Genomic DNA, 26,245 nt, shown 5'->3' with positions numbered 1-26,245 from the left:
GAGTCTCCCCATGCGTGTCGCCGATTTTCATTTCGACTTGCCCGAGGCCCTGATCGCCCGTCATCCCCTGCCTGAACGCCGCGCAAGCCGCCTGTTGGCGCTGGATGGCCCGACGGGAACCCTCGCCCACAGACAATTCGCCGATCTCCTGGACTACCTGCGTCCGGGCGACCTGATGGTGTTCAACAATACCCGGGTAATCCCGGCGCGCCTGTTCGGCCAGAAGGAATCCGGCGGCAAGCTGGAAGTCCTGGTCGAGCGCGTGCTCGACCAGCACCGGGTGCTTGCCCACATACGCGCCAGCAAGGCGCCCAAGCCCGGCACGCGGATCCTCGTCGAAGGCGGTGGCAGCGCGGAGATGCTGCAACGCCACGACGCCCTGTTCGAACTCGCGTTCGCCGAACCCGTGCTGCCTTTGCTGGAGCGGGTCGGGCACATGCCGTTGCCTCCCTATATCGACCGACCGGACGATGCGGCCGACCGCGAGCGCTACCAGACCGTCTACGCCCAGCGCGCCGGTGCGGTGGCGGCCCCGACCGCCGGCCTGCACTTCGATGAGGCGCTGCTCGAGGCGATCCGCGCGAAGGGGGTGGATACCGCCTTCGTTACCCTGCATGTCGGCGCCGGTACCTTCCAGCCGGTGCGTGTCGAGCGTATCGAGGACCATGTGATGCACCGCGAATGGCTGGAGGTCGGCCAGGACGTGGTGGACGCGGTTTCCGTCTGCCGGGCCCGCGGCGGCCGGGTAGTCGCCGTCGGCACCACCAGCGTGCGCTCGCTGGAAAGCGCGGCACGCGACGGTGAGCTGAAGCCCTTCAGCGGCGACACCGACATCTTCATCTACCCGGGCCGGCCGTTCCATGTGGTCGATGCCCTGGTCACCAACTTCCACCTGCCCGAATCCACCCTGCTGATGCTGGTCTCGGCCTTCGCCGGCTACCCGGAGACCATGGCCGCCTACGCCGCGGCGGTGGCGCAGGGCTATCGCTTCTTCAGTTACGGTGATGCCATGTTCATCACCCGCAATCCCGCGCCCCGCGGACCCGAGGACTGATCCATGAGCTTCATGAACTTCGAGCTGCTGGCGACCGACGGCAAGGCCCGTCGCGGCCGCCTGACCTTCCCCCGCGGCGTGGTCGAGACCCCGGCCTTCATGCCGGTGGGCACCTACGGCACGGTGAAGGGCATGTTGCCGCGCGACATCGAGGACATCGGCGCGCAGATCATCCTCGGCAACACCTTCCATCTCTGGTTGCGCCCGGGCACCGAGGTGATCCAGCGCCACGGCGACCTGCACGACTTCATGCAGTGGAAAGGCCCGATCCTCACCGATTCCGGCGGTTTCCAGGTGTTCAGCCTGGGAGCCATGCGCAAGATCAAGGAGGAGGGCGTGACCTTCGCCTCGCCGGTGGACGGCGCCAAGGTCTTCATGGGGCCGGAGGAGTCCATGGCGGTGCAACGCGCCCTGGGCTCGGACATCGTGATGATCTTCGACGAATGCACGCCGTACCCGGCCGACCATGACGTCGCCAAGCGCTCCATGGAGCTGTCGCTGCGCTGGGCCAAGCGCTCGAAGATCGCCCATGGCGATAGCCCGTCGGCGCTGTTCGGCATCGTCCAGGGCGGTATGCACGAGGACCTGCGCCTGCGCTCGCTGGATGGCTTGCAGGAGATCGGCTTCGACGGCCTGGCCATCGGTGGTTTGTCGGTGGGCGAGCCGAAGGAAGAGATGATCCGCGTGCTCGATTTCCTGCCGCCGCAGATGCCGGCCGACAAGCCGCGCTACCTGATGGGCGTGGGCAAGCCGGAAGACCTGGTGGAAGGCGTGCGCCGCGGCGTGGACATGTTCGACTGCGTGATGCCGACGCGCAATGCGCGCAACGGCCACCTGTTCGTCGACAGCGGGGTGATCAAGATCCGCAACTCGGTACACAAGCACGACGACTCCACGCTCGACCCGACCTGCGACTGTTACACCTGCAAACATTTTTCCCGCGCCTATCTGCACCACTTGGACAAGTGCGGGGAAATGCTCGGTAGCATGCTCAATACCATCCACAACTTGCGGCATTATCAGCGGGTTATGGCTGGTTTGCGCGAGGCAATCCAACAGGGTACATTGGCCGCCTTTGTCGATGCCTTCTATGCCAAGCGCGGCCTTCCCACGCCGCCGCTGGATGCCTGACTTTCCTTTATCCAACTCTATTGCTTTGTGACAGGAGTGCTACATGAGCTTTCTAATTCCCGCTGCCTACGCCGACGCAGCCGCTCCGGCAGCCGCTGGCCCGGCCGGCACCGGTTTCGAGTGGGTCTTCCTGGTTGGTTTCCTGGTCATCTTCTACCTGATGATCTGGCGTCCCCAGGCCAAGCGCGCCAAGGAACACAAGAACCTGCTGGGCAACCTGCAAAAAGGTGACGAAGTCGTCACTTCCGGCGGTATCGCCGGCAAGGTGACCAAGGTCGCCGACGATTTCGTCGTCGTCGAGGTTTCCGACAACGTCGAGCTGAAGTTCCAGAAGGCCGCGATTGCCGCGACCCTGCCGAAAGGCACCCTGAAAGCGATCTGATTTTCACCTAAACACATGACGGGGCGCGCAAGGCGCCCCGCGTCATAACGGGCGGTGTCATGCTCAACAAGTATCCTCTGTGGAAATATCTGCTGATCCTGGCGGTCCTCGCCGTCGGGTTCATCTATTCCGCACCCAACCTCTACCCGGACGACCCGGCGGTGCAGATCAGCGGCGCCAGCACGGCGCTGCAGGTCACCCAGGCCGATGTCGACCGCGCTGCCAAGGCGCTGACCGACGCCGGTATCGCGGTGAAGGCCGACAGCCTGTCGAAGAAGGGCGGCCTGATCCGCCTGGTCAAGCAGGACGACCAGCTTCCCGCCAAGGAAGTGGTGCGCCGGACCCTGGGCGACGACTACGTGGTGGCGCTGAACCTGGCCCAGACCACTCCCGAGTGGCTGCGCAAGCTGGGCGGCAGCCCGATGAAGCTCGGCCTGGATCTGTCCGGCGGTGTGCACTTCCTGCTGGAAGTGGACATGGACAAGGCGGTCGATGCCCGCCTGAAGGTCTATGAAAGCGAAGTGAAGAGCCTGCTGCGCAAGGAGCGCGTGCGCTACCGCAGCCTGCCGATCCAGGATCGCGCGATCCAGCTCGGTTTCACCGACAGCGAATCCCTGGACAAGGCGCGCAGCCTGATCGCCAAGGACTTCCGCGATTTCGAGGTCGTGCCCGAAGAGCGCAACGGCCTGCAGGTCCTGCGCGTCGCCCTGACCCAGGCCAAACTGGCGGAAATCCGCGAATACTCCATCAAGCAGAACCTCACCACCGTCCGCAACCGGGTCAACGAGCTGGGCGTATCCGAGCCGCTGGTGCAGCGCCAGGGCGCCAATCGCATCGTGGTCGAGCTGCCGGGCGTGCAGGACACCGCGGAAGCCAAGCGAATCCTCGGCAAGACCGCCAACCTCGAATTCCGCCTGGCCGCCGAGCCGGACGCCCTCAAGTCCGCCACCGAGACCTTCGAGTTCCGCGAGCCGCGCCGTCCGCCGGTGCCGCTGGAGCGCGGGGTGATCATCACCGGCGACCAGGTCACCGACGCCAGCGCCAGTTTCGACGAGAACGGCCGCCCGCAGGTGAACATCCGCCTGGATGGCCATGGCGGCGAGCTGATGAACCGCGCCACCCGCAACAACGTCGGCCGCAGCATGGCGGTGGTGTTCATCGAGCAGAAGCCGGTGACCCGCTACACCAAGCAGATGGTCGATGGCGTCGAGAAGGAGGTCGCGGTTCCGGCGTTCAAGGAAGAGAAGCAGATCATCAGCCTGGCGACCATCCAGTCGCCGCTGGGCAACCAGTTCCGTATCACCGGCCTCGATGGCCCGGGCGAGTCCTCCGAGCTGGCCCTGCTGCTGCGTGCCGGCGGCCTGGCTGCGCCGATGTACTTCGCCGAAGAACGCACCATCGGCCCGAGCCTGGGGGCGGACAACATCGCCAAGGGTATCGATGCGTCGCTCTGGGGCATGCTCTTCGTATCGCTGTTCATCATCGTCATCTACCGTTTCTTCGGCGTGATCGCCACCGTTGCGCTGGCTTTCAACATGGTCATGCTGGTGGCGCTGATGTCGATCCTCGGCGCGACCCTGACCCTGCCGGGCATCGCCGGTATCGTGCTGACCATGGGCATGGCGGTGGACGCCAACGTGCTGATCTTCTCGCGGATACGCGAGGAACTGGCCAATGGCATGTCGGTCCAGAGGGCGATCCACGAAGGCTTCAACCGTGCCTTCACCGCGATCCTCGACGCCAACCTGACCTCGCTGCTGGTCGGCGGCATCCTCTACGCCATGGGCACCGGCCCGGTGAAAGGATTTGCCGTGACCATGTCGCTCGGCATCATCACCTCGATGTTCACGGCCATCATGGTCACCCGCGCAATGGTCAACCTGATCTTCGGCGGGCGTGACTTCAAGAAGCTGTGGATCTAAGGGGACTGAGATGAATATCAAGATCGGTACCATCAACTTCATGGGCATCCGCAACGTCGCGTTTGCCGTCACCCTGATCCTGACCGTCATCGCCCTGGGCAGCTGGTTCACCAAGGGCATCAACTTCGGCCTCGACTTCACCGGCGGTACGCTGATCGAGCTGACCTACGAACAACCGGCCGATCTCGGCAAGGTGCGTGGTCAACTGGTCGGCGCCGGCTACGAGGACGCCGTGGTGCAGAGCTTCGGCGACGCCCGCGACGTGCTGGTGCGGATGCCCAGCGAGGACCCGGAACTGGGCAAGAAGGTCGCTACCGCCTTGCAGCAGGCCGATGCCGGCAACCCGGCGAACCTGAAGCGGGTCGAGTACGTCGGCCCGCAGGTGGGTGAAGAACTGCGCGACCAGGGCGGCCTCGGCATGCTCCTGGCGCTGGGCGGCATCCTGCTGTACGTCGGCTTCCGCTTCCAGTGGAAGTTCGCCCTCGGTGCGATCCTCTCGCTGGTGCACGATGCGATCATCGTGATGGGCGTGCTGTCGTTCTTCCAGGTGACCTTCGACCTGACCGTCCTCGCCGCTGTGCTGGCGGTGGTCGGTTACTCGCTGAACGACACCATCGTGATCTTCGACCGGGTGCGCGAGAACTTCCGCGTGCTGCGCAAGGCCGATCTGGTCGAGAACCTGAACATCTCCACCAGCCAGACCCTGTTGCGTACCATCGCCACCTCGGTTTCCACGCTGCTGGCTATCGCCGCGCTGCTGTTCTTCGGCGGCGACAACCTGTTCGGTTTCTCCATCGCCCTGTTCGTCGGTGTAATGGCGGGTACCTACTCGTCGATCTACATCGCCAACGTGGTATTGATCTGGCTGAACCTGACCAGCGAGGACCTGATCCCGCCGCAGGCCAAGGATACCGTCGACGATCGCCCCTGAGGCGCTCTGGTTCGGCACTCCGGCGCCTGCCGGTCACTCGAGGACTCCCGCTTTTGGCGGGAGTTTTCGTATCTGCGCCAACGAAACGTTTGTCGGGAGCCTGGAACTTGGTGGTTTTTGCCCAGTCCTAGGCAAGGCAAAGGGCGAACATAGCCCGCATTGGATGAAAGCCAGGAGGTACATGTGAACAAGTCGATGCTCGTCGGGGCCGTTCTGGGTGCCGTAGGCGTGACCGCAGGTGGCGCGGTAGCCACCTATAGCCTGGTGGATCGCGGTCCCGACTACGCCGAGGTCGTCGCTGTCCAGCCGGTCAAGGAAACCATCAAGACGCCGCGCCAGGTCTGCAAGGACGTGGCCGTGACCCGCCAGCGTCCGGTCAAGGACCAGCACCAGATCGCCGGTACCGCCATCGGTGCGGTGGTCGGCGGCTTGCTGGGCAACCAGATCGGCGGCGGTACCGGCAAGAAGATCGCCACCGTGGCCGGCGCCGTCGGCGGCGGCTACGCCGGCAACAAGGTGCAGGAAGGCATGCAGGAGCGTGACACCTACACCACCACCGAAACCCGCTGCAGCACCGTGCACGACAGCAGCGAGAAGGTCGTCGGCTATGACGTGAAGTACATGCTCGACGGCAAGGCCGGGCAGATCCGCATGGAGCGCGATCCGGGCAGCCAGATCCCGGTCGACAAGAATGGCCGGCTGATCCTCAGCCAGGGCGAAACGCTGCGCTGAGCCTGGCTGTCGCAATGATGCACAAGGGCGCCCGCGGGCGCCCTTGTGCATTTTCATGGAGATGAAAAACCCGGCGCCAGGCCGGGTTCTTCGTCAGCGGCGGATCAGCGCTTCAGCGACGGCGGCAGGTGCGGCTGGATGGTGGTCAGCAGTGCCTTGAAGCATTTGGTGTTGCCGGCGACGATGTGACCCTTCTCGAGGAATTCGTGGCTGCCGGTGAAGTCGCTCACCAGGCCGCCGGCTTCCTGTACCAGCAGGGCGCCTGCCGCCATGTCCCATTCGGACAGGCCGAATTCCCAGAAGGCGTCGTAGCGTCCGGCGGCGACGTAGGCCAGGTCCAGGCTGGCGGCGCCGGCGCGGCGGATGCCGGCGGTCTGGCCGACCAGGCTGCGGAACATGTTCAGGTAGTTGTCGAGATTGTCGATCTGGTTGTCGCGGAACGGGAACCCGGTGCCGAGCAGGGCGCCTTCCAGGCTCTTGCGGCCGCTGACGCGCAGGCGACGACCGTTGAGGGCGGCGCCGCGGCCGCGGCTGGCGGTGAATTCTTCCTGGCGCACCGGGTCGAGGACCACGGCGTGCTCCAGGCGGCCCTTGTACTTGCAGGCGATGCTCACGGCGAAGTGCGGTACGCCATGGATGAAGTTGGTGGTGCCGTCCAGCGGATCGATCACCCAGAGGTAGTCGGCACCCTCGCCGCTGCCTTCGATGAAGCCGCCTTCCTCGCCCATGATCGCGTGAGTCGGATAGGCCTTGCGCAGCGCGGCGACGATGGTCTGCTCGGCGGCGCGATCGACTTCGGTCACGTAGTCCTTGGCATCCTTCTCGTTGACCGAGATGACATCCAGGCGTTCGATGGAGCGGAAAATCAGTTCACCGGCGCTGCGAGCGGCGCGCAGGGCGATATTCAGCATAGGCTGCATGGAGAGGTCACCTGGGTCGTTAAAGAAAGCCGGCCATTCTAGCAGAAACCGATGGCGTTTGAAGGGCGACCTGTCGGCCGCATGGTATAAAGCTGACCTCTGCTGTAGGATTTCACACCCTTCAGTAACTTGGCGTTGGAGAGCATCGGCGTTGCTCGACCGTATTCGTGTGGTGTTGGTCAACACCAGTCATCCCGGCAACATCGGCGGGGCGGCCCGTGCCATGAAGAACATGGGCCTGTCGCAACTGGTGCTGGTGCAGCCGGAAAGCTTTCCCCACGGCGACGCGGTGGCGCGGGCTTCCGGCGCCACCGACATCCTCGACGCCGCAAGGGTGGTGGACACCCTGGAAGAGGCCCTGAGCGGCTGCAGCGTGGTGCTCGGCACCAGCGCCCGCGACCGGCGGATTCCCTGGCCGCTGCTGGATCCGCGCGAGTGCGCGACGACCTGCCTGGAGCACCTGGAGGCGAATGGCGAGGTGGCCCTGGTATTCGGGCGCGAATATGCGGGTTTGACCAACGAAGAATTGCAGCGCTGCCAGTTCCATGTGCATATCCCCTCCGATCCCGAGTTCGGCTCGCTGAACCTGGCGGCCGCGGTCCAGGTGCTCACCTACGAGGTGCGCATGGCGTGGCTGGCGGCCCAGGGCAAGCCGACCAAGATGGAAAAGTTCGAGTCCACCTCGATGCTCAACACCGAGCTGGTGACGGCCGACGAGCTGGAACTCTATTACGCGCATCTGGAGAGGACGCTGATCGATATCGGCTTCCTCGATCCGGAGAAGCCGCGCCACCTGATGTCGCGGTTGCGGCGCCTGTATGGGCGCAGCGCGATCAGCAAGCTGGAAATGAATATCCTGCGCGGGATCCTGACCGAAACCCAGAAGGTGGCCCGAGGCCTGTCCTACAAGCGGAGTGACGACTGATGTTCGAACGTGTGCGTGAAGATATCCAAAGCGTATTCCACCGTGATCCGGCGGCTCGCAACGCACTCGAGGTCCTCACCTGTTATCCGGGCCTGCACGCCGTCTGGCTGCATCGGCTGGCCCACGGCTTGTGGACGTCCGGCTGGAAGTGGCTGGCGCGCCTGGTGTCCAATTTCGGCCGCTGGATGACCGGCATCGAGATCCACCCGGGGGCCAGGATCGGCCGGCGCTTCTTCATCGACCACGGCATGGGCATCGTCATCGGCGAAACCGCCGAGATCGGCGACGACGTCACCCTCTATCAGGGCGTCACCCTGGGCGGTACCACCTGGAACAAGGGCAAGCGCCACCCCACCCTCGGCAACAACGTGGTGGTCGGTGCCGGTGCCAAGGTGCTCGGCCCGTTCACCGTCGGCGAGGGCGCCAAGGTCGGCTCCAACGCCGTGGTGACCAAGGAAGTCCCGCCGGGTGCCACCGTGGTCGGCATTCCCGGGCGGATCATCATGCGCGAGGACTCCGAGCAGCAGGCCAAGCGCCAGGCGATGGCGGAGAAGCTCGGCTTCGATGCCTATGGGGTCAGCCAGGACATGCCGGACCCGGTGGCGCGTGCCATTGGTCAGTTGCTCGATCACCTGCAGGCCGTCGACGGCCGGCTCGAGGGCATGTGCCAGGCGCTCACCGCCCTGGGTAGCGACTACTGCGCGAAGGACCTGCCGGTATTGCGCGAGGAAGATTTCGCCGGAGTCAAGGACGAGGACGGCAATCCGGCCGCGTAATGCGCGGCCGGCGGCTTTCTGCTAGCATGTAGCGCCCTGAATTTGCCTAATCCTGAGTAATTTGATCGGTCTTATAGTTGACCTAATTACTCGGATAAGAGCATAATCCGCGTCAACCCCGAATGATCCCGATGGGAAAAGCCCATGCGTCTGACCACCAAAGGCCGCTACGCCGTAACCGCCATGCTCGACCTGGCGCTGCATGCTCAGCAAGGTCCGGTCTCGCTGGCCGATATCTCCGAACGCCAAGGCATTTCCCTGTCCTATCTCGAACAGCTGTTCGCCAAGTTGCGCCGTGGCAACCTGGTGACCAGCGTGCGCGGCCCGGGCGGCGGCTACCAGCTGTCCCGCCATATGTCGGGCATCCATGTGGCGCAGGTGATCGACGCGGTCAACGAATCCGTCGACGCGACCCGCTGCCAGGGGCAGGGCGATTGCCACTCCGGCGATACCTGTCTGACCCACCACCTGTGGTGCGACCTCAGTTTGCAGATCCATGAGTTCCTCAGCGGCATCAGCCTGGCCGATCTGGTCAGCCGCCAGGAGGTCCAGGAGGTCGCGCTGCGCCAGGACGAACGCCGTTGCTCAGGCAAGACGCCTCGTCTCGACAAGATTGAAGCGTCCGCCATCGACTGAGCAGGGCGCCAGCCTGTAGGAGTTACCTGATGAAATTGCCGATCTACCTCGATTACTCCGCGACCACTCCCGTCGATCCCCGCGTCGCCCAGAAAATGAGCGAATGCCTGCTGATGGACGGTAACTTCGGCAACCCGGCTTCGCGTTCCCACGTGTTCGGCTGGAAAGCCGAAGAAGCCGTGGAGAACGCCCGTCGCCAGGTGGCCGAACTGGTCAACGCCGATCCCCGCGAGATCGTCTGGACCTCCGGCGCCACCGAGTCCGACAACCTGGCGATCAAGGGCGTCGCGCACTTCTACTCGGGCAAGGGCAAGCACATCATCACCTCGAAGATCGAGCACAAGGCGGTCCTCGACACCTGTCGCCAGCTGGAGCGCGAAGGTTTCGAAGTGACCTACCTGGAGCCGGGAGAAGATGGTCTGATCACTCCGGCTCTGGTCGAGGCGGCGCTGCGTGACGACACCATCCTGGTCTCGGTCATGCACGTGAACAACGAGATCGGCACCGTCAACGACATCGCCGCCATCGGCGAGCTGACCCGCTCCCGCGGCGTGCTGTTCCACGTCGACGCCGCACAGTCGACCGGCAAGGTCGAGATCGACCTGGACAAGCTCAAGGTCGACCTGATGTCCTTCTCCGCGCACAAGACCTACGGCCCGAAAGGCATTGGCGCGCTCTACGTCCGGCGCAAGCCGCGCGTCCGCATCGAGGGTCAGATGCACGGTGGCGGCCATGAGCGCGGCATGCGTTCCGGCACCCTGGCCACCCACCAGATCGTCGGCATGGGCGAGGCGTTCCGCATCGCCAAGGAAGAAATGGCCCAGGAGAACGCCCGCGTGCTGGCGCTCCGCGACCGCTTCTTCGCGCAGATCGACGGCCTGGAAGAGCTCTACATCAACGGCAGCATGACCTCCCGCGTCCCGCACAACCTCAACGTCAGCTTCAACTACGTCGAGGGCGAGTCGCTGATCATGGCGCTCAAGGACCTCGCGGTCTCCTCCGGTTCGGCCTGTACCTCGGCGTCCCTGGAACCGTCCTACGTATTGCGCGCCCTGGGCCGCAACGACGAACTGGCGCATAGCTCCATCCGCTTCACCTTCGGTCGCTTCACCACCGAGGAAGAGATCGACTATGCCGCGAAGAAGGTGGTCGAGGCCGTTTCCAAGCTGCGCGAACTGTCGCCGCTGTGGGATATGTACAAAGAGGGCGTCGACCTGTCCCAGGTCGAATGGCAGGCGCACTGAGCGCCTCGTGCCCCGGAAAAACGTGAGGATTAGCCATGGCATATAGCGAAAAGGTCATCGACCACTACGAAAACCCGCGCAACGTCGGCAAGCTCGACGCTGCCGATCCCAACGTCGGCACCGGCATGGTCGGCGCGCCGGCCTGCGGCGACGTGATGCGCCTGCAGATCAAGGTCAACGAGCAGGGCGTGATCGAAGACGCCAAGTTCAAGACCTACGGTTGCGGTTCCGCGATCGCCTCCAGCTCCCTCGCCACCGAGTGGATGAAGGGCAAGACCCTGGACGAGGCGGAAACCATCAAGAACACCACCATCGCCGAAGAGCTGGCCCTGCCGCCGGTGAAGATCCACTGCTCCGTTCTCGCCGAAGACGCCATCAAGGCCGCCGTTCGCGACTACAAGCAGAAGAAGGGTTTGCTCTAAGCCGCTCGTGACGAGTAAGGAGTTGCAATGGCCATCAGCATGACCGAAGCCGCCGCCAAACACGTGCAGCGCTCCCTCGAGGGGCGCGGCAAGGGCGAGGGTATCCGTCTTGGCGTGCGCACCACTGGCTGTTCCGGGCTTGCCTATGTCCTCGAATTCGTCGATGAACTGGCGGCCGAGGACCTGGTCTTCGAGAGCCATGGCGTGAAGGTCATCATCGACCCGAAAAGCCTGGTCTATCTCGATGGCACCGAGCTGGACTTCACTCGCGAAGGGCTCAACGAAGGCTTCAAGTTCAACAATCCCAACGTTCGTGGCGAATGCGGCTGCGGCGAAAGCTTCAACGTCTGAGGCCGGCGTGGGTAAACCCTGTCATTTCGCCCAGTTCGACCTGCAACCGGCTTTCCTGGTCGATCTCGACGAGCTCGGCCAGCGCTATCGCGAGTTGGTGCGCAGCGTCCATCCCGACCGTTTCGCCGACGCTCCCGAGCGCGAGCAGCGTCTCGCCCTGGAACGCGCGGCGCAACTGAACGAGGCCTACCAGACCCTGAAGAGCGCTCCGCGCCGGGCCCTGTACCTGTTGACCCTGAGTGGTCACGAGTTGCCCTTGGAGGCTACGGTGCAGGATCCGGAGTTTCTCCTGCAGCAGATGCAGCTGCGCGAGGAACTGGAGGAGTTGCAGGACAGCGCCGACCTGGCCGGCGTGGCGACCTTCAAGCGTCGGCTCAAGGCCGCCCAGGCCGAGCTGGAGCGTGAGTTCGCCGCGTGCTGGGACGATGCGCAGCGCCGCGAAGAGGCCGAACGCCTGGTCCGTCGCATGCAGTTCCTCGACAAGCTCGCGCAGGAAGTGCGCCAGCTGGAAGAGCGACTCGACGATTAATCCCTGCGGCCCCCGGGCCGCACCCCATAGTTAAGACAGAGCATGGCCCTACTGCAGATCGCCGAGCCCGGTCAGAGTCCCAAGCCCCATGAGCGTCGCCTGGCGGTTGGGATCGACCTGGGTACCACCAATTCGCTGGTCGCCGCGGTGCGTAGCGGCGTCGCCGAGCCCTTGCCGGATGCGCAGGGACGCCTGATCCTGCCTTCCGCGGTGCGTTATCACGCCGAGCGGGCGGAAGTGGGCGAGAGCGCCCGCGCGGCCGCCGCGGAGGATCCCTTCAATACCGTCATTTCGGTCAAGCGCCTGATGGGGCGCGGCCTGGAGGACGTCAAGCAACTGGGCGAGCAATTGCCCTACCGCTTCCGCCAGGGCGAGTCGCACATGCCCTTCATCGAGACCGTACAGGGGTTGAAGAGTCCTGTGGAAGTCTCGGCGGACATCCTGCGTGAGCTGCGCCAGCGCGCCGAAACCACCCTCGGTGGCGAGCTGGTGGGTGCGGTGATCACTGTGCCGGCCTATTTCGACGACGCCCAGCGCCAGGCTACCAAGGATGCCGCGCGCCTGGCCGGACTGAACGTCCTGCGCCTGCTCAACGAGCCGACCGCCGCCGCCGTGGCCTACGGCCTGGACAAGGGCGCGGAAGGCCTGGTGGCCATCTATGACCTGGGTGGCGGAACCTTCGACATTTCCATCCTGCGCCTGACCCGCGGTGTCTTCGAAGTCCTGGCCACCGGCGGCGATACGGCCCTGGGCGGCGACGACTTCGACCATGCCATCGCTGGCTGGGTGATCGAGCAGGCTGGCCTTTCTGCCGATCTGGACCCGGGCAGCCAGCGGCAGTTGCTGCAAATCGCCTGTGCGGCCAAGGAGCGTCTTACCGACGAGGCGTCGGTCCGGGTCGCCTACGGCGACTGGAGCGGCGAGCTGAGCCGGGCGACGCTCGACGAGTTGATCGAGCCGTTCGTCGCTCGCAGCCTGAAGTCCTGCCGCCGAGCGGTGCGCGACTCCGGTGTCGATCTGGAAGAAATCCGCTCGGTGGTGATGGTCGGTGGCTCGACCCGCGTGCCCCGTGTGCGCACGGCGGTTGGCGAGTTGTTCGGCTGCGAGCCGCTGACCGATATCGATCCGGACCAGGTGGTCGCCATCGGCGCGGCCATCCAGGCCGATGCCCTGGCCGGCAACAAGCGCGGCGAGGAATTGCTGCTGCTGGACGTCATTCCGCTGTCGCTCGGCCTGGAAACCATGGGCGGGCTGATGGAGAAGGTGATTCCGCGCAATACCACCATCCCGGTGGCGCGCGCCCAGGAGTTCACCACCTACAAGGACGGCCAGACGGCCATGATGATCCACGTGCTGCAGGGCGAGCGCGAGCTGGTGAAGGATTGTCGTTCGCTGGCGCGCTTCGAGCTGCGCGGCATTCCGCCGATGGTGGCGGGCGCGGCGAAAATCCGGGTGACCTTCCAGGTCGACGCCGACGGCTTGCTCGGCGTGTCCGCACGCGAACTGAGTTCCGGCGTCGAGGCCAGCATCCAGGTCAAGCCGTCCTATGGGCTGACCGACGGCGAGATCGCGCGGATGCTCAAGGACTCCTTCGACTACGCCGGCGACGACAAGGCTGCCCGCGCCCTGCGCGAACAGCAGGTCGAGGCGCAGCGGCTGCTGGAGGCCGTGCAGTCGGCGCTGGACGTCGACGGCGAGCGGCTCCTGGACGAAGAGGAGCGCCTGGCCATCGCGGCGCAGATGGACACTTTGCGTGAACTGGCCGGTGGTAGCGACACCGCGGCCATCGAGAACCAGATCAAGCGCCTGTCCCAGGTGACCGACGCTTTCGCCGCACGGCGGATGGACGCGACCGTCAAGGCCGCGCTCTCCGGCCGCCGGCTCAACGAAATCGAGGAATAAGCGAAGATGCCGCAGATCGTGATTCTGCCCCATGCCGATCACTGCCCCGAGGGGGCGGTATTCGAGGCGAAGCCCGGCGAAACCATCCTGGATGCCGCGTTGCGCAATGGCATCGAGATCGAGCATGCCTGTGAGAAATCCTGCGCCTGCACGACCTGCCACGTAATCGTCCGCGAAGGCCTCGACTCCATGGAGCCGTCCGACGAACTCGAAGACGACATGCTGGACAAGGCCTGGGGCCTGGAGCCCGATTCGCGGCTATCCTGCCAGGCAGTGGTGGCCGACGAAGACCTGGTGGTCGAGATTCCCAAGTACACCATCAACCAGGTGTCGGAAGGCCACTGAGCCCGGCGGTAGTAGAGGAGCGTGCAATGAGCCTGAAATGGACCGATGTGCTGGAAATCGCCATCCAGCTCGACGAAAGCAAGCCGGAGGTCGATCCGCGATACGTCAACTTCGTCGATCTGCGGCGCTGGGTGGTGGAACTTCCAGAGTTCTCCGACGATCCTCAGCGTAGCGGGGAGAAAGTCCTGGAGGCCATCCAGGCCGCCTGGATCGAGGAACGGGACTAGCCATAGGCCCGCCCTACGCATTTGCCGGGAACCCGCGTATAATTCGCGGGTTTTATTTTAGGTAAGGCCTGAAATCGCCCGCGGGCGCATTCCAGGCTAGGCGCGCCGGGCCCGATGCCAGGCGCAGCCACGCTGATTCCGGCCCTTTCGGGCCGTTTTCGTCAGCGTCCTGAACGAATCACGGCGTCCCGCCCCGCTGGCGGGGCCGCCCATGCTAGACAACCTTGTTTCGGAGTTTTACCAATGGCACTGCAACGCACCCTGTCCATCATCAAGCCGGACGCCGTTTCCAAGAACGTGATCGGCGAAATCCTGACCCGCTTCGAGAAAGCCGGCCTGCGCGTCGTCGCCGCTAAAATGGTTCAGCTGTCCGAGCGTGAAGCCGGTGGCTTCTATGCCGAGCACAAAGAGCGTCCGTTCTTCAAGGACCTGGTTTCCTTCATGACTTCCGGTCCGGTTGTAGTCCAGGTCCTGGAAGGCGAGGACGCCATCGCCAAGAACCGCGAGCTGATGGGCGCCACCGATCCGAAGAAAGCCGACGCCGGTACCATCCGCGCCGACTTCGCCGTCTCCATCGACGAGAACGCCGTCCACGGTTCCGATTCCGAAGCTTCCGCCGCTCGCGAGATCGCCTACTTCTTCGCGGCTACCGAAGTCTGCGAGCGCATTCGCTGATCGAGCGTGGGTGAGGGTGAAACCATGACAACGACCACCGCCGGCAAGGTGAACCTGCTGGGCCTGACCCAGCCGCAGCTGGAACAGTTCTTCGAGTCCATCGGCGAGAAGCGTTTCCGGGCCGGCCAGGTCATGAAGTGGATTCACCACTTTGGCGTCGACGATTTCGACGCCATGACCAACGTCGGCAAGGCCTTGCGCGAAAAGCTCAAGGCCTCAGCCGAGATACGCGGTCCCGAGATCGTCAGCCAGGATATTTCCGCCGACGGCACCCGCAAGTGGGTGGTCCGGGTGGCGTCCGGCAGTTGCGTCGAGACCGTGTACATCCCCCAGGGCGGACGCGGCACCCTGTGCGTGTCCTCCCAGGCGGGCTGCGCCCTGGATTGCAGTTTCTGCTCCACCGGCAAGCAGGGTTTCAACAGCGACCTCACCGCCGCCGAGGTGATCGGCCAGGTGTGGATCGCCAACAAGTCGTTCGGTACCGTTCCGGCCAAGATCGACCGCGCCATCACCAATGTCGTGATGATGGGCATGGGCGAGCCGCTGCTGAACTTCGACAACGTGGTCGCCGCCATGAACATCATGATGGACGACCTCGGCTACGGTATTTCCAAGCGCAAGGTGACCCTGTCCACCTCCGGCGTGGTGCCGATGATCGACAAGCTCGGCGAGGTGATCGACGTGTCCCTGGCCCTGTCGCTGCACGCACCGAACGACGAGTTGCGCAACAAGCTGGTGCCGATCAACAAGAAATATCCGCTGGGCATGCTGCTGGATGCCTGCCGCCGGTATATTTCCCGGCTCGGCGAGAAGCGCGTGCTGACCGTCGAATACACCCTGCTCAAGGATGTCAACGATCAGCCCGAGCATGCTGAGCAGATGATCGCATTGCTGAAAGACACGCCTTGCAAGATCAACCTGATTCCGTTTAATCCATTCCCGCACTCCGGCTACGAGCGCCCGAGCAACAATGCCATCCGGCGTTTCCAGGACATGTTGCACAAGGGCGGCTTCAACGTGACCGTGCGTACCACCCGCGGCGACGACATCGACGCGGCCTGTGGCCAACTGGTTGGTCAGGTCATGGATCGTACCCGCCGGAGCGAACGTTATATTGCCGTGCGCCAACTGGCCGAGTCCGAGTCGGCGGCGAATCGAAATTGAGTGAGAGGAGGGTTCCGATGACTGTACGCGCCGCGCTGGTGTTCCTGTTGGCAGTTGGGCTGACAGGCTGCGTGACGAGCGGAGATCAGAATCCCCTGAAAACCGACAAGGGCCGTGACGAGGCGCGCGACGCCTATATCCAGCTTGGCCTCGGCTATCTCCAGCGGGGGAACACCGAGCAGGCCAAGGTGCCGCTGCGCAAGGCCCTCGAGATCGACCCTTCCAGCGCCGACGCGCACGCCGCGCTGGCGGTGGTGTTCCAGACCGAGATGGAGCCCAAGCTGGCCGACGAGGAGTACCGCAAGGCGCTCGCCAGCGATAGCCGCAATGCCCGGGTACTGAACAACTACGGCGGTTTCCTCTACGAGCAGAAGCGCTACGAGGAGGCCTACCAGCGTCTCCTGGAGGCCAGCCAGGACACCCTCTATCCCGAGCGCTCGCGGGTCTTCGAGAACCTCGGCCTGGTTTCGCTGCAAATGAAGAAACCGGCCCAGGCCAAGGAGTACTTCGAGAAATCCCTGCGTCTGAACCGTAACCAGCCCAGCGTCGCGCTGGAGATGGCCGACCTGCTCTACAAGGAGCGCGAGTACGTGCCGGCTCGCCAGTACTATGATCTCTTTGCCCAGGGCGGCGGGCAGAACGCCCGCAGTCTGTTGCTGGGCATTCGTCTCGCGAAGGTCTTCGAAGACCGCGACACGGCCGCCAGCTATGGCCTGCAGTTGAAACGCCTGTACCCAGGCTCTCCCGAATATCAGGAATTCCAGGCGGAAAAATGATGAAAGCGCCGCAGCCCGAAGTCGTAGCCACCGCTTCCCGTCAGAACCCCGGGGAAACCCTGCGCCAGGCGCGCGAGCAGAAGGGCCTGTCGCTGTCGCAGGTGGCCGGGCAACTGAACCTGACCGAGAATTCGCTGCGTCAGCTGGAAAACGGCGCGTTCGACAAGCTGCCGGGACACACCTTCTCGCGCGGTTACATCCGCGCCTACGCCAAGCTCATGGGCCTCGACCAGGCCGAGCTGGTCAACAGCTTCGACCATTTCACCGGCACCAATGCCAGCGGCAGCACCGTACAGAGCCTGGGACGGGTCGCCGAGCCGGTGCGCCTGTCGCGCAACGTGCTGCGTATCGTCAGTCTGTTACTGCTCGCCCTGCTGATCGGCTTCGGCTACTTCTGGTGGCAGGAGCATTCCGCGCGCACGCCGGAAACCGCCGGTCTGAGCCTTGAGCATGTCGAAGTGGAAAGCGCCGACGGCACCACCGAGATCCATACCCTGGACGAGCCTGAAGACCAGGCGGTGATCGAAGCGCAGAAGGAAGGCGAGCAAGCGCCCGCCGAGGTTTCTCCGGAAGTCGCTGCCCAGGCCGAGGGAGCGCCGCCGGTGGCGAGCGAGGGCGCGCAGGTTCTCGCCGCTCCGGCCCAGGGCACCCCCGCCGCACCCCAGCAGCCCGTTACCGCCGCGCCTGCCGGCACGGCTCCCGCTCCCGCTCCCGGTACTGCTCCAGCCGTTCCAACGACGGCCAGTCCGGCCGCCCCGCCAGCGCCGAGCGAACCTGCCGCCGCGCCCGTGGTGGCCGGCGAGGGCCAGGGGGTGGTCAAGGTACAGTTCGTCGCCGATTGCTGGACCCAGGTCACCGACGCCAACGGCAAGGTCCTGGTCAGCGCGCTGAAGCGCAAGGGCGACAGCCTGGAATTGGCCGGCAAGGCCCCGCTGGAGCTGCGCCTCGGTTTCGCTCGCGGCGCCCAGGTCAGCTACAACGGCCAGCCGGTGGACGTGACCCCCTTCGTCCGCGGCGAAACGGCCCGTCTGAAGGTAGGACAATGAGCATTCATAGCGCTTCTCCGATCATTCGCCGCAAGTCTCGGAAAATCTGGGTCGGCAACGTCCCGGTGGGCGGCGATGCGCCGATCGCCGTGCAGAGCATGACCAACACCGAGACCTGCGACGTCGCTGCCACCGTCGCGCAGATCCGCCGCCTGGAAGATGCCGGCGCGGACATCGTGCGGGTTTCCGTCCCCGACATGGACGCCGCCGAGGCGTTCGGCAAGATCAAGCAGCAGGTCAACGTGCCGCTGGTCGCCGACATCCACTTCGACTATCGCATCGCCCTGCGCGTCGCCGAGCTGGGAGTGGACTGCCTGCGCATCAATCCGGGCAACATCGGTCGCGAGGACCGGGTCAAGGCCGTGGTCGACGCCGCGCGCGAGCGCAACATCCCGATCCGTATCGGCGTCAATGCCGGTTCGCTGGAAAAGGACCTGCAGAAGAAATACGGCGAACCGACCCCGGAAGCCCTGCTCGAATCGGCCATGCGCCACGTCGATCATCTCGACAAGCTGGACTTCCAGAACTTCAAGGTCAGCGTCAAGGCCTCCGACGTCTTCATGGCCGTCGCCGCCTATCGCCTGCTGGCCAGGCAGATCGAGCAGCCCCTGCACCTGGGCATCACCGAGGCCGGCGGCCTGCGCTCCGGCACGGTGAAGTCGGCGGTGGGGCTGGGCATGCTCCTGGCCGAGGGAATCGGCGACACCATCCGGATTTCCCTGGCTGCCGATCCGGTCGAGGAGATCAAGGTCGGTTTCGACATCCTCAAGTCCCTGCACCTGCGCTCCCGTGGCATCAACTTCATCGCCTGCCCGAGCTGTTCGCGGCAGAACTTCGACGTGGTGAAGACCATGAACGAGCTGGAAGGGCGCCTGGAGGACCTGCTGGTACCGATGGACGTGGCCGTGATCGGTTGCGTCGTCAACGGTCCGGGCGAAGCCAAGGAGGCCCATGTCGGCCTCACCGGCGGCACTCCGAACCTGGTGTATATCGACGGCAAGCCGTCGCAGAAACTGACCAACGACAACCTGGTGGACGAGCTGGAACGGCTGATCCGCCAGAAGGCGGCCGAGAAGGCCGAAGCCGATGCGAGCCTGATCGTCCGCGGCTGACCCGTTTAAGGACCCTACGTGAGCAAGTCCCTGCAAGCCATTCGTGGCATGAACGACATCCTGCCGGAGCAGACTCCGGCCTGGCGCTATCTGGAACGCACCTTCGCCGGCCTGCTGGACGGCTACGGCTACAGCGAGATCCGCCTGCCCATCCTCGAGTTCACCGAACTCTTCGCCCGCGGCATCGGCGAAGGCACCGACGTGGTCGACAAGGAGATGTACACCTTCCTCGACCGCAACGGCGAATCCCTGACCATGCGTCCGGAAGGTACCGCCGGTTGCGTGCGCGCCGTGCTGGAGCACGGCCTGAGCGGCGGTGGTCAAGTGCAGAAGCTCTGGTACACCGGGCCGATGTTCCGTTACGAGAAACCGCAGAAAGGTCGCTACCGGCAGTTCCACCAGATCGGCGTGGAAGTCTTCAACCTGCCCGGTCCGGACATCGACGCCGAGTTGATCATCCTCACCTGGCGCCTGTGGCAGAAGCTCGGCATGGCCGACGCGGTGACCCTGCAGCTCAACACCCTCGGCTCCAGCGAGGCCCGCGCACGCTATCGCGAGGCCCTGGTGGCCTATCTGCAGGAGCGCTTCGAGCAACTCGACGAAGACAGCCAGCGGCGCATGACCACCAATCCGCTGCGAATCCTCGACAGCAAGGTGGAGAGCACCCAGGCGTTGCTGGTTGGCGCGCCGACCCTGCACGACTATCTCGACGAAGAATCGATCGCCCACTTCGAGGGTCTCAAGGCCCGCCTGGATGCTGTCGGACTTCGCTACGAAATCAACCAGAAGCTGGTGCGCGGCCTGGACTATTACTGCCGCACGGCTTTCGAGTGGGTCACCGACAAGCTTGGCGCCCAGGGCACCGTTTGCGGCGGTGGCCGCTACGACGGGCTGGTCAGCCAGTTCGGCGGCAAGCCGACCCCGGGTGTCGGTTTCGCCATGGGCGTGGAACGCCTGGTGCTGCTGCTGGAAACCTTGGGGGTGATCCCCGCCGAACTGAACCGTCCGGCCGACCTCTACGTCTGCGCCTTCGGCGAACCGGCCGAGCTGGCCGCCCTGACCCTGGCCGAACAGTTGCGCAGCGCCATTCCCGGCATACGCCTGCTGGTCAACGCCGGCGCCGGTAGCTTCAAGAGCCAGTTCAAGAAGGCCGACAAGAGCGGCGCGCGCTTTGCCCTGATCCTCGGGGAGGACGAGGTGGCCAATCGCGTGGTAGGTTTCAAGCCCCTGCGTGACGAGGGCGAGCAACAAAGCATTGCCTGGGATGCTCTGCCCGAGCACCTGGCAGCCTGTCTGGCACAGGCTTGAGAACATAAAGAATAGGAGTGATTGGGGTGACATCGCGTACCGAAGACGAAGACCTGGCGCAGATCAAGGACTGGTGGCAGCGCAACGGCAAGCCCCTGGTCACCGGCGGCATCCTCGCGCTGGCAGTGGTATTCGGCTGGCAGGCCTGGCAGAAGTACCAGACCAACCAGGCGCAGGGCGCCTCGATCGTCTACCAGCAACTGATCGAAACCGCGCTGAATCCGGCCGGCCAGCCGGATCCGGCGAAGGTGGCGGAGCTGGCTGGCAAGCTGAAGAGCGAGTTCGGCGGCACCCATTATGCCCAGTACGGCAGCCTGTTCGTGGCCAAGGTCGCGGTCGACAGCGGCAAGCTGGATGACGCCGTTGCCGAGCTGAAGGCGGTCATGGACAAGCCGGCCGACGCCACCCTCGGCGAACTGGCGCGGCAGCGCCTGGCCCGGGTCCTGGCGGCCCAGGGCAAGGTCGAGGAAGGCCTGAAGCTGCTCGATGGCGATGCCGACAAGGCCTACGTCTCGACCCGCGAGGAGCTCAGGGGCGACCTGCTGGTGCAGCTCAAGCGCACCGACGAGGCGCGCGCGGCCTACGAGAAAGCCAAGCAGTCGCTGCCCGAAGACGGTGCCGGCGATGCCCTGCAGATCAAGCTCGACGACCTGTCCAAGGGAGAGGCCTGAGATGGTGCAATGGAAACACGCGGCGCTGCTCGCCCTGGCCCTGGCGGTCGTGGGTTGCAGCAGCAACAGCAAGAAGGAACTCCCGCCCGCCGAACTGACCGACTTCAAAGAGGAAGTCGTGTTGAGCAAGCAGTGGAGCCGCTCGGTCGGTGATGGCCAGGGTGACCTGTACAACCTGCTCGAACCGGCCGTCGATGGTTCCACCATCTACGCCGCGTCCGCCGAAGGGCGGGTGATGGCGATCCAGCGCGAGACCGGCGACGTGCTCTGGAAGAAGGACCTCGAGCGTCCGGTTTCCGGCGGTGTCGGCGTTGGCTACGGCCTGGTGCTGGTGGGTACCCTGCGCGGTGACGTGATCGCCCTCGACGAAGCCACCGGCAAGAAGAAGTGGACCAAGCGAGTCAACAGCGAAGTGCTGTCGGCGCCGGCCACCAACGGCGACGTGGTGGTGGTGCAGACCCAGGACGACAAGCTGATCGGCCTCGATGCGGCCAGCGGCGACCAGCGCTGGATCTACGAAAGCACCGTGCCGGTGCTGACCCTGCGCGGCACCGGCGCGCCGCTGATCGCCGGCAACATGGCCCTGGCCGGCCTGGCCAGCGGCAAGGTGGTGGCGGTCGACGTACAGCGCGGCCTGCCGATCTGGGAGCAGCGGGTAGCGATTCCCCAGGGGCGTTCCGAACTGGATCGCGTGGTGGACATCGACGGCGGCCTCCTGCTGTCCGGCGACACCCTCTACGTGGTCAGCTACCAGGGCCGTGCCGCGGCGCTGGACGTGAACAGCGGCCGCCTGCTCTGGCAGCGCGAAGCGTCGAGCTACGTCGGCGTCGCCGAAGGCTTCGGCAATATCTACGTCAGCCAGGCCAGCGGTTCGGTGGAAGGCCTGGACTCGCGCGGTGCCTCTTCGCTGTGGAACAACGACGCCCTGGCGCGTCGCCAACTGTCGGCTCCGGCGGTGTTCTCCAGCAACGTGGTGGTCGGCGACCTGGAAGGCTACGTGCATCTGCTGAGCCAGGTGGACGGTCGCTTCGTCGGTCGCGAGCGGGTCGACAGCGATGGCGTGCGGGTTCGTCCGCTGGTGGTCGGGAGCTGGATGTACGTGTTCGGCAACGGTGGCAAGCTCGTCGCCTACACCATCCGCTAGACTGGGTTTCAAGTGTCCGGCCGCTGCCGTCCGACGTCAGCGGCCTTTGTGTTTTCTGAATTCTCGTGGAGAGCCGCATGGTTCCCGTTATTGCCCTGGTGGGTCGCCCGAACGTCGGCAAGTCCACTCTGTTCAACCGCCTGACCAAGTCGCGCGACGCCATCGTGGCGGAGTACGCAGGCCTGACTCGCGATCGCCAGTACGGCGAGGCGCGCTGGCAGGGCCGCACCTATATCGTCATCGATACCGGAGGCATCTCCGGCGATGAGGAAGGCATCGATGCGAAAATGGCCGAGCAATCGTTGCAGGCCATCGAGGAGGCGGATGCCGTCCTGTTCCTGGTCGATTCGCGCGCCGGCATGACCGCCGCCGACCAGATGATCGCCGAGCACCTGCGCAAGCGGAACAAGCGCAGCTTCCTGATCGCCAACAAGGTCGACACCATCGATCCCGATCTCGCTCGCGCCGAGTTCAGCCCGCTGGGCCTGGGCGATGCGCTGCCGATCGCCGCCGCCCACGGTCGCGGCATCAACCATATGCTGCAGGAAGCCCTGGGGATCTTCCCCAAGGACAACGCGGAGGAAGAGGGCGAGGGCGAGCCGGCGAGCGAAGAGGTCGCCGAAGGCGAGGAACCGACCCGGATTCCCGGTCCCAGCGAGAAGGACGGGATCAAGATTGCCATCATCGGCCGGCCCAACGTGGGCAAGTCGACCCTGGTCAACCGCATGCTCGGCGAAGAGCGGGTGATCGTCTACGACCAGGCCGGCACCACCCGCGACAGCATCTACATCCCGTTCGAGCGCAACGAGGAGAAGTACACCCTGATCGACACCGCTGGCGTGCGGCGTCGCGGCAAGATCTTCGAGGCGGTGGAAAAGTTCTCGGTGGTGAAGACCCTCCAGGCGATCCAGGACGCCAACGTGGTGATCTTCGTCATGGACGCCCGCGAAGGGGTGGTCGAGCACGACCTCAACCTGCTCGGCTTCGTCCTCGAGACCGGCCGTGCCCTGGTCATCGCCCTGAACAAGTGGGATGGCATGGAGGCGGCCGAGCGTGACTACGTGAAGACCGAACTGGAGCGGCGCCTGCTGTTCGTCGACTTCGCCGACATCCATTTCATTTCGGCCCTGCATGGCACCGGCGTCGGCCATCTCTACAAGTCGGTCCAGGAGTCCTTCCGTTCGGCGGTGACCCGCTGGCCGACCAGCCGCCTGACCAGCATCCTCGAGGACGCCGTGCAGGTGCACCAGCCGCCGATGGTCAACGGTCGCCGGATCAAGCTGCGCTACGCCCACCTGGGCGGCGCCAATCCGCCGCTGATCGTGATCCACGGCAACCAGGTGGACGCGGTGCCGAAGGCCTATACCCGCTACCTGGAGAAGACCTACCGGCGGGTATTGAAGCTGGTCGGTACGCCGATCCGCATCGAGTACAAGGGCGGCGAGAACCCCTACGAGGGCAAGAAGAACTCGCTCACCGCGCGCCAGGTCAACAAGAAGCGCCGGCTGATGTCGCACCACAAGAAAGCCGAGAAGAAGAAGAAGGACAAGCGCCGCTGAGGGTGGCGTTTCCTTCGTCGAAAGGCCCGGCAGGTATCCCTGTCGGGCCTTTTTCATTGGCCGCGGCTGTAGCCCGCGGGACGAACCAGGCCGCCGGCGTTGACCGCCGATTCCCTGTCGTGGCGACGAATGATCGCGAGGTGGTTATTCGTCCTGCGCCATCGCCTGGCGCATATTCCCCTCTGACCTGAAGCGGTCACGGTTTTTTCTAAGGCGTGCCCCTGCAGCGTCGCTCCCGGATCGGCTATCCTGCCCTGCCACCCGTCTGGCCGGGCTGTCGTCCGGCGAGTCTCTGCAGGAAGTCCCGATGATTCAGAGCAAGCTGCCGAATGTCGGCACCACCATCTTCACCCGCATGTCGCAACTGGCCGCCGAGTGTGGCGCGATCAACCTCTCCCAGGGCTTTCCCGATTTCGACGGCCCGCCGGAGTTGCGCGAGGCGGTAGGCAGGCATATCGCCGCCGGGCACAACCAGTACGCGCCGATGACCGGCTTGCCGGCCCTGCGCGAGCAGGTGGCGAAGAAGATCGAGCAGTTCTATGGACGCCGGGTGAGCGCCGACAGCGAGGTGACCATCACGCCGGGGGCGACCGAGGCGATCTTCAGCGCGATCCAGGCGCTGGTCCATCCGGGCGACGAAGTGGTGGTGCTCGACCCGTCCTACGACAGCTACGAACCCTCCGTGCAACTCGCCGGCGGGCGTTGCGTGCACGTGCCGCTGGCGCTGCCGGACTTCTCCATCGACTGGCAGCGCATGGCCGAGGCCATCGGGCCGCGTACCCGGCTGGTCATCATCAATACCCCGCACAACCCCAGCGGCGCGCTGATCAGCCGCGAGGAACTGGACCGCCTGGCCGCGCTGATCCGCGACCGGGATATCTATCTGATCAGCGACGAGGTCTACGAGCACCTGGTGTTCGATGGTGTCGCCCATACCAGCGTGCTGTCCCACGACGAGTTGTATCCGCGTTCCTTCGTGGTCAGTTCGTTCGGCAAGACCTACCACGTCACCGGCTGGAAGACCGGCTACGTGGTCGCGCCGCCGGCGCTCAGCGCGGAGCTGCGCAAGGTTCACCAGTACGTCAACTTCTGTGGCGTCACGCCGCTGCAATGGGCATTGGCGGACTACATGGCCGGCCATCCGGAGCACTTGCGGCAATTGCCCGGCTTCTACCAGGCCAAGCGCGACCTGTTCTGCGACCTGCTGCTGGACTCTCGCTTCCGTTTTACCCGTGCGCCGGGCACCTACTTCCAGTGCGTGGACTATTCGGCCATCCGTCCGGACCTGGACGACGTGGCCATGGCCGAGTGGCTGACCCGCGAACACGGAGTGGCGGCGATCCCGGTTTCGGTGTTTTATGAAAAGGCTCCGGACGCCATGCGGCTGGTCCGGTTCTGTTACGCCAAACGCGAGGAGACGCTGCGTCAGGCAGCGGAAAAGCTATGCGCGATCTGACGGTTCTGCCGGACCTGGACATCGCCCTGGTCCAATCCTCCCTGGTCTGGCACGACGCCCAGGCCAACCGCGAGCATTTCGCCGCCCTGCTGGAGAGCGCCGCCGGTGCCGACCTGGTGGTCCTCCCGGAGATGTTCACCACGGGTTTCAGCATGGCTTCGGCCGAGCAGGCCGAGCCCGAACTGGGGCCGACCCATGCCTGGCTGCTGGAGCAGGCCCGGCGCCTTGGCGCGGTGGTCACCGGCAGCCTGATCGTCCAGCTCGCCGACGGCAGCCATCGCAACCGCCTGCTCTGGGCGCGTCCGGACGGCGAGATGCTGCACTACGACAAGCGCCATCTGTTCCGCATGGCCGGCGAACACGAGCACTACAGTCCCGGCGAACGCCAGGAACTGTTCGAACTCAAGGGCTGGCGGGTGCGCCCGCTGATCTGCTACGACCTGCGTTTCCCGGTGTGGAGCCGCGACCCGCACGACACCGACCTGTTGCTCTACACCGCCAACTGGCCCGCGCCTCGTCGACAGCACTGGAACCGCCTGCTGCCGGCGCGGGCGATCGAGAACCTTTGCTACGTGGTGGCGGTGAACCGTATCGGCGAAGACGGCAACGCCTTGCGCTACGCTGGGGATAGCCAGGTCCTGGACTTCCAGGGCGACAGCCTGTTCAACGCGGCGGACGCCGACGGCGTGTTCCGCGTCCGGCTGGAAGCGGCGGCACTGGCGGCCTATCGCCAGCGTTTCCCGGCCTACATGGACGCGGATCGCTTCGAAATCCATCCTTGAGTGCCGGAACGTCCGCTTCCGGTCGATGTCCGAGGCCATGACCCGGCGCTGCGCATGATGGCGCAGTGCCGGGAATGGAGTTACCCGTATCCCGCGGCGCCGCGCCGTGGGCATCAGATCAGG

The 26,245-nt window shown here is 64.9% G+C and carries 28 protein-coding genes; 27 read left to right on the top strand and 1 reads right to left on the bottom strand.

All coding sequences use genetic code 11. The features are described from left to right. Nucleotides 1-10 precede the first annotated feature (10 nt). The 6 genes from queA to HMPREF1224_RS21750 all read left to right on the top strand — a co-directional run bounded on the left by queA (nucleotide 11) and on the right by HMPREF1224_RS21750 (nucleotide 6,152). Nucleotides 11-1,054: a tRNA preQ1(34) S-adenosylmethionine ribosyltransferase-isomerase QueA gene (queA, locus tag HMPREF1224_RS21775; RefSeq protein ID WP_003113798.1), complete on the top strand. Its 1,044-nt coding sequence runs from the start codon at nucleotides 11-13 to the stop codon at nucleotides 1,052-1,054. A 12-nt stretch (nucleotides 1,055-1,066) separates the two neighbouring features. Then, entirely contained in the window at nucleotides 1,067-2,185 is a 1,119-nt protein-coding gene (gene tgt, locus HMPREF1224_RS21770) for a tRNA guanosine(34) transglycosylase Tgt (protein ID WP_003100607.1), read from the top strand. A gap of 43 nt (nucleotides 2,186-2,228) precedes the next feature. Continuing rightward, a complete protein-coding gene (gene yajC, locus HMPREF1224_RS21765) occupies nucleotides 2,229-2,567 on the top strand; it encodes a preprotein translocase subunit YajC (RefSeq protein ID WP_003092856.1) in 339 nt (112 codons plus the stop codon). A gap of 59 nt (nucleotides 2,568-2,626) precedes the next feature. After that, nucleotides 2,627-4,489 carry a protein translocase subunit SecD gene (gene secD, locus HMPREF1224_RS21760; RefSeq protein ID WP_003100609.1) on the top strand — a complete coding sequence of 621 codons (1,863 nt, stop codon included), beginning with the start codon at nucleotides 2,627-2,629 and terminating at the stop codon, nucleotides 4,487-4,489. Nucleotides 4,490-4,499: 10 nt separating this feature from the next. Next, on the top strand, nucleotides 4,500-5,420 hold the full coding sequence (secF, locus tag HMPREF1224_RS21755; protein WP_003100612.1) for a protein translocase subunit SecF: 921 nt from the start codon (nucleotides 4,500-4,502) through the stop codon (nucleotides 5,418-5,420). Nucleotides 5,421-5,603: 183 nt separating this feature from the next. Next, nucleotides 5,604-6,152, top strand: coding sequence for a glycine zipper 2TM domain-containing protein (locus HMPREF1224_RS21750; protein ID WP_003092848.1), 549 nt, complete (start codon nucleotides 5,604-5,606; stop codon nucleotides 6,150-6,152). Between the two features lie 104 nt (nucleotides 6,153-6,256). On the opposite strand, the gene suhB is transcribed toward HMPREF1224_RS21750, so the two are convergent. Then, nucleotides 6,257-7,072, bottom strand: a complete 816-nt coding sequence (suhB, locus tag HMPREF1224_RS21745; RefSeq protein WP_003092845.1) for a type III secretion system regulator SuhB — start codon at nucleotides 7,070-7,072, stop codon at nucleotides 6,257-6,259. 151 nt (nucleotides 7,073-7,223) lie between these two features. Between suhB and trmJ the strand changes: the two genes are divergently transcribed. The 21 genes from trmJ (at nucleotide 7,224) to HMPREF1224_RS21640 (ending at nucleotide 26,122) form a co-directional block, all read left to right on the top strand. After that, nucleotides 7,224-7,997: a tRNA (cytosine(32)/uridine(32)-2'-O)-methyltransferase TrmJ gene (trmJ, locus tag HMPREF1224_RS21740; RefSeq protein ID WP_003092842.1), complete on the top strand. Its 774-nt coding sequence runs from the start codon at nucleotides 7,224-7,226 to the stop codon at nucleotides 7,995-7,997. Continuing rightward, nucleotides 7,997-8,773, top strand: coding sequence for a serine O-acetyltransferase (cysE, locus tag HMPREF1224_RS21735; RefSeq protein WP_003100615.1), 777 nt, complete (start codon nucleotides 7,997-7,999; stop codon nucleotides 8,771-8,773). The genes trmJ and cysE overlap by 1 nt, the downstream gene beginning before the upstream one ends. Nucleotides 8,774-8,917: 144 nt before the next feature. Further along, nucleotides 8,918-9,409 carry a Fe-S cluster assembly transcriptional regulator IscR gene (gene iscR, locus HMPREF1224_RS21730; protein ID WP_003092836.1) on the top strand — a complete coding sequence of 164 codons (492 nt, stop codon included), beginning with the start codon at nucleotides 8,918-8,920 and terminating at the stop codon, nucleotides 9,407-9,409. A gap of 29 nt (nucleotides 9,410-9,438) precedes the next feature. Further along, nucleotides 9,439-10,653 carry an IscS subfamily cysteine desulfurase gene (locus tag HMPREF1224_RS21725; protein ID WP_003092832.1) on the top strand — a complete coding sequence of 405 codons (1,215 nt, stop codon included), beginning with the start codon at nucleotides 9,439-9,441 and terminating at the stop codon, nucleotides 10,651-10,653. A 35-nt stretch (nucleotides 10,654-10,688) separates the two neighbouring features. Next, nucleotides 10,689-11,075, top strand: a complete 387-nt coding sequence (gene iscU / locus HMPREF1224_RS21720; protein WP_003092829.1) for a Fe-S cluster assembly scaffold IscU — start codon at nucleotides 10,689-10,691, stop codon at nucleotides 11,073-11,075. A gap of 27 nt (nucleotides 11,076-11,102) precedes the next feature. Next, the gene (gene iscA, locus HMPREF1224_RS21715) at nucleotides 11,103-11,426 is read left to right on the top strand and encodes an iron-sulfur cluster assembly protein IscA (RefSeq protein ID WP_003100617.1); all 324 of its coding nucleotides are present in this window, start codon (nucleotides 11,103-11,105) and stop codon (nucleotides 11,424-11,426) included. A 7-nt stretch (nucleotides 11,427-11,433) separates the two neighbouring features. Continuing rightward, nucleotides 11,434-11,955: a co-chaperone HscB gene (gene hscB / locus HMPREF1224_RS21710; protein ID WP_003092824.1), complete on the top strand. Its 522-nt coding sequence runs from the start codon at nucleotides 11,434-11,436 to the stop codon at nucleotides 11,953-11,955. A gap of 42 nt (nucleotides 11,956-11,997) precedes the next feature. Then, entirely contained in the window at nucleotides 11,998-13,857 is a 1,860-nt protein-coding gene (gene hscA / locus HMPREF1224_RS21705) for a Fe-S protein assembly chaperone HscA (protein ID WP_003100622.1), read from the top strand. 6 nt (nucleotides 13,858-13,863) lie between these two features. Next, on the top strand, nucleotides 13,864-14,202 hold the full coding sequence (fdx, locus tag HMPREF1224_RS21700; protein ID WP_003092818.1) for an ISC system 2Fe-2S type ferredoxin: 339 nt from the start codon (nucleotides 13,864-13,866) through the stop codon (nucleotides 14,200-14,202). Between the two features lie 26 nt (nucleotides 14,203-14,228). Continuing rightward, entirely contained in the window at nucleotides 14,229-14,429 is a 201-nt protein-coding gene (gene iscX / locus HMPREF1224_RS21695) for a Fe-S cluster assembly protein IscX (RefSeq protein ID WP_003092814.1), read from the top strand. Between the two features lie 243 nt (nucleotides 14,430-14,672). After that, nucleotides 14,673-15,104: a nucleoside-diphosphate kinase gene (ndk, locus tag HMPREF1224_RS21690; protein WP_003092811.1), complete on the top strand. Its 432-nt coding sequence runs from the start codon at nucleotides 14,673-14,675 to the stop codon at nucleotides 15,102-15,104. Between the two features lie 24 nt (nucleotides 15,105-15,128). Beyond that, nucleotides 15,129-16,268 carry a dual-specificity RNA methyltransferase RlmN gene (rlmN, locus tag HMPREF1224_RS21685; protein WP_003092809.1) on the top strand — a complete coding sequence of 380 codons (1,140 nt, stop codon included), beginning with the start codon at nucleotides 15,129-15,131 and terminating at the stop codon, nucleotides 16,266-16,268. 17 nt (nucleotides 16,269-16,285) lie between these two features. Beyond that, nucleotides 16,286-17,044, top strand: a complete 759-nt coding sequence (pilF, locus tag HMPREF1224_RS21680) for a type 4a pilus biogenesis protein PilF (protein WP_003092804.1) — start codon at nucleotides 16,286-16,288, stop codon at nucleotides 17,042-17,044. Next, nucleotides 17,041-18,090, top strand: a complete 1,050-nt coding sequence (locus HMPREF1224_RS21675; protein WP_010793387.1) for a RodZ domain-containing protein — start codon at nucleotides 17,041-17,043, stop codon at nucleotides 18,088-18,090. Before pilF ends, HMPREF1224_RS21675 begins: the two co-directional genes overlap by 4 nt. Continuing rightward, nucleotides 18,087-19,202 carry a flavodoxin-dependent (E)-4-hydroxy-3-methylbut-2-enyl-diphosphate synthase gene (gene ispG, locus HMPREF1224_RS21670; RefSeq protein ID WP_010793386.1) on the top strand — a complete coding sequence of 372 codons (1,116 nt, stop codon included), beginning with the start codon at nucleotides 18,087-18,089 and terminating at the stop codon, nucleotides 19,200-19,202. Before HMPREF1224_RS21675 ends, ispG begins: the two co-directional genes overlap by 4 nt. 18 nt (nucleotides 19,203-19,220) lie before the next feature. Then, nucleotides 19,221-20,510 carry a histidine--tRNA ligase gene (gene hisS / locus HMPREF1224_RS21665; RefSeq protein WP_003092797.1) on the top strand — a complete coding sequence of 430 codons (1,290 nt, stop codon included), beginning with the start codon at nucleotides 19,221-19,223 and terminating at the stop codon, nucleotides 20,508-20,510. 26 nt (nucleotides 20,511-20,536) lie between these two features. After that, entirely contained in the window at nucleotides 20,537-21,181 is a 645-nt protein-coding gene (locus HMPREF1224_RS21660) for a YfgM family protein (protein ID WP_003106650.1), read from the top strand. 1 nt (nucleotide 21,182) lies between these two features. Continuing rightward, nucleotides 21,183-22,325, top strand: coding sequence for an outer membrane protein assembly factor BamB (gene bamB / locus HMPREF1224_RS21655; RefSeq protein WP_003092789.1), 1,143 nt, complete (start codon nucleotides 21,183-21,185; stop codon nucleotides 22,323-22,325). A gap of 77 nt (nucleotides 22,326-22,402) precedes the next feature. Next, the gene (gene der / locus HMPREF1224_RS21650) at nucleotides 22,403-23,884 is read left to right on the top strand and encodes a ribosome biogenesis GTPase Der (RefSeq protein ID WP_003092786.1); all 1,482 of its coding nucleotides are present in this window, start codon (nucleotides 22,403-22,405) and stop codon (nucleotides 23,882-23,884) included. A gap of 307 nt (nucleotides 23,885-24,191) precedes the next feature. Beyond that, nucleotides 24,192-25,340 (top strand): pyridoxal phosphate-dependent aminotransferase, encoded by a 1,149-nt coding sequence (locus HMPREF1224_RS21645; protein WP_003106648.1) that lies wholly within the window; start codon nucleotides 24,192-24,194, stop codon nucleotides 25,338-25,340. Next, nucleotides 25,328-26,122, top strand: a complete 795-nt coding sequence (locus tag HMPREF1224_RS21640; RefSeq protein ID WP_010793385.1) for an amidohydrolase — start codon at nucleotides 25,328-25,330, stop codon at nucleotides 26,120-26,122. The genes HMPREF1224_RS21645 and HMPREF1224_RS21640 overlap by 13 nt, the downstream gene beginning before the upstream one ends. Nucleotides 26,123-26,245 lie beyond the last annotated feature (123 nt).

The organism is Pseudomonas sp. P179, assembly GCF_000478485.2.
Classification (GTDB): Bacteria; Pseudomonadota; Gammaproteobacteria; order Pseudomonadales; family Pseudomonadaceae; genus Pseudomonas; species Pseudomonas aeruginosa.
The sequence above is the reverse complement of the archived record's forward strand: the minus strand, read 5'-3'. Positions and strand labels throughout refer to the sequence as shown.

Excerpts from the sequence above, each read along its gene's own strand:
- queA (WP_003113798.1), top strand. The coding sequence starts at position 11 with ATGCGTGTCGCCGATTTTCATTTCGACTTGCCCGAGGCCCTGATCGCC.
- cysE (WP_003100615.1), top strand. The coding sequence starts at position 7,997 with ATGTTCGAACGTGTGCGTGAAGATATCCAAAGCGTATTCCACCGTGAT.
- secF (WP_003100612.1), top strand. The coding sequence starts at position 4,500 with ATGAATATCAAGATCGGTACCATCAACTTCATGGGCATCCGCAACGTC.
- hscA (WP_003100622.1), top strand. The coding sequence starts at position 11,998 with ATGGCCCTACTGCAGATCGCCGAGCCCGGTCAGAGTCCCAAGCCCCAT.
- HMPREF1224_RS21675 (WP_010793387.1), top strand. The coding sequence starts at position 17,041 with ATGATGAAAGCGCCGCAGCCCGAAGTCGTAGCCACCGCTTCCCGTCAG.
- der (WP_003092786.1), top strand. The coding sequence starts at position 22,403 with ATGGTTCCCGTTATTGCCCTGGTGGGTCGCCCGAACGTCGGCAAGTCC.
- fdx (WP_003092818.1), top strand. The coding sequence starts at position 13,864 with ATGCCGCAGATCGTGATTCTGCCCCATGCCGATCACTGCCCCGAGGGG.
- rlmN (WP_003092809.1), top strand. The coding sequence starts at position 15,129 with ATGACAACGACCACCGCCGGCAAGGTGAACCTGCTGGGCCTGACCCAG.
- ndk (WP_003092811.1), top strand. The coding sequence starts at position 14,673 with ATGGCACTGCAACGCACCCTGTCCATCATCAAGCCGGACGCCGTTTCC.
- iscR (WP_003092836.1), top strand. The coding sequence starts at position 8,918 with ATGCGTCTGACCACCAAAGGCCGCTACGCCGTAACCGCCATGCTCGAC.
- yajC (WP_003092856.1), top strand. The coding sequence starts at position 2,229 with ATGAGCTTTCTAATTCCCGCTGCCTACGCCGACGCAGCCGCTCCGGCA.
- HMPREF1224_RS21645 (WP_003106648.1), top strand. The coding sequence starts at position 24,192 with ATGATTCAGAGCAAGCTGCCGAATGTCGGCACCACCATCTTCACCCGC.
- bamB (WP_003092789.1), top strand. The coding sequence starts at position 21,183 with ATGGTGCAATGGAAACACGCGGCGCTGCTCGCCCTGGCCCTGGCGGTC.
- iscX (WP_003092814.1), top strand. The coding sequence starts at position 14,229 with ATGAGCCTGAAATGGACCGATGTGCTGGAAATCGCCATCCAGCTCGAC.
- secD (WP_003100609.1), top strand. The coding sequence starts at position 2,627 with ATGCTCAACAAGTATCCTCTGTGGAAATATCTGCTGATCCTGGCGGTC.
- iscA (WP_003100617.1), top strand. The coding sequence starts at position 11,103 with ATGGCCATCAGCATGACCGAAGCCGCCGCCAAACACGTGCAGCGCTCC.
- iscU (WP_003092829.1), top strand. The coding sequence starts at position 10,689 with ATGGCATATAGCGAAAAGGTCATCGACCACTACGAAAACCCGCGCAAC.
- HMPREF1224_RS21640 (WP_010793385.1), top strand. The coding sequence starts at position 25,328 with ATGCGCGATCTGACGGTTCTGCCGGACCTGGACATCGCCCTGGTCCAA.
- pilF (WP_003092804.1), top strand. The coding sequence starts at position 16,286 with ATGACTGTACGCGCCGCGCTGGTGTTCCTGTTGGCAGTTGGGCTGACA.
- tgt (WP_003100607.1), top strand. The coding sequence starts at position 1,067 with ATGAACTTCGAGCTGCTGGCGACCGACGGCAAGGCCCGTCGCGGCCGC.
- suhB (WP_003092845.1), bottom strand. The coding sequence starts at position 7,072 with ATGCAGCCTATGCTGAATATCGCCCTGCGCGCCGCTCGCAGCGCCGGT.
- HMPREF1224_RS21725 (WP_003092832.1), top strand. The coding sequence starts at position 9,439 with ATGAAATTGCCGATCTACCTCGATTACTCCGCGACCACTCCCGTCGAT.
- ispG (WP_010793386.1), top strand. The coding sequence starts at position 18,087 with ATGAGCATTCATAGCGCTTCTCCGATCATTCGCCGCAAGTCTCGGAAA.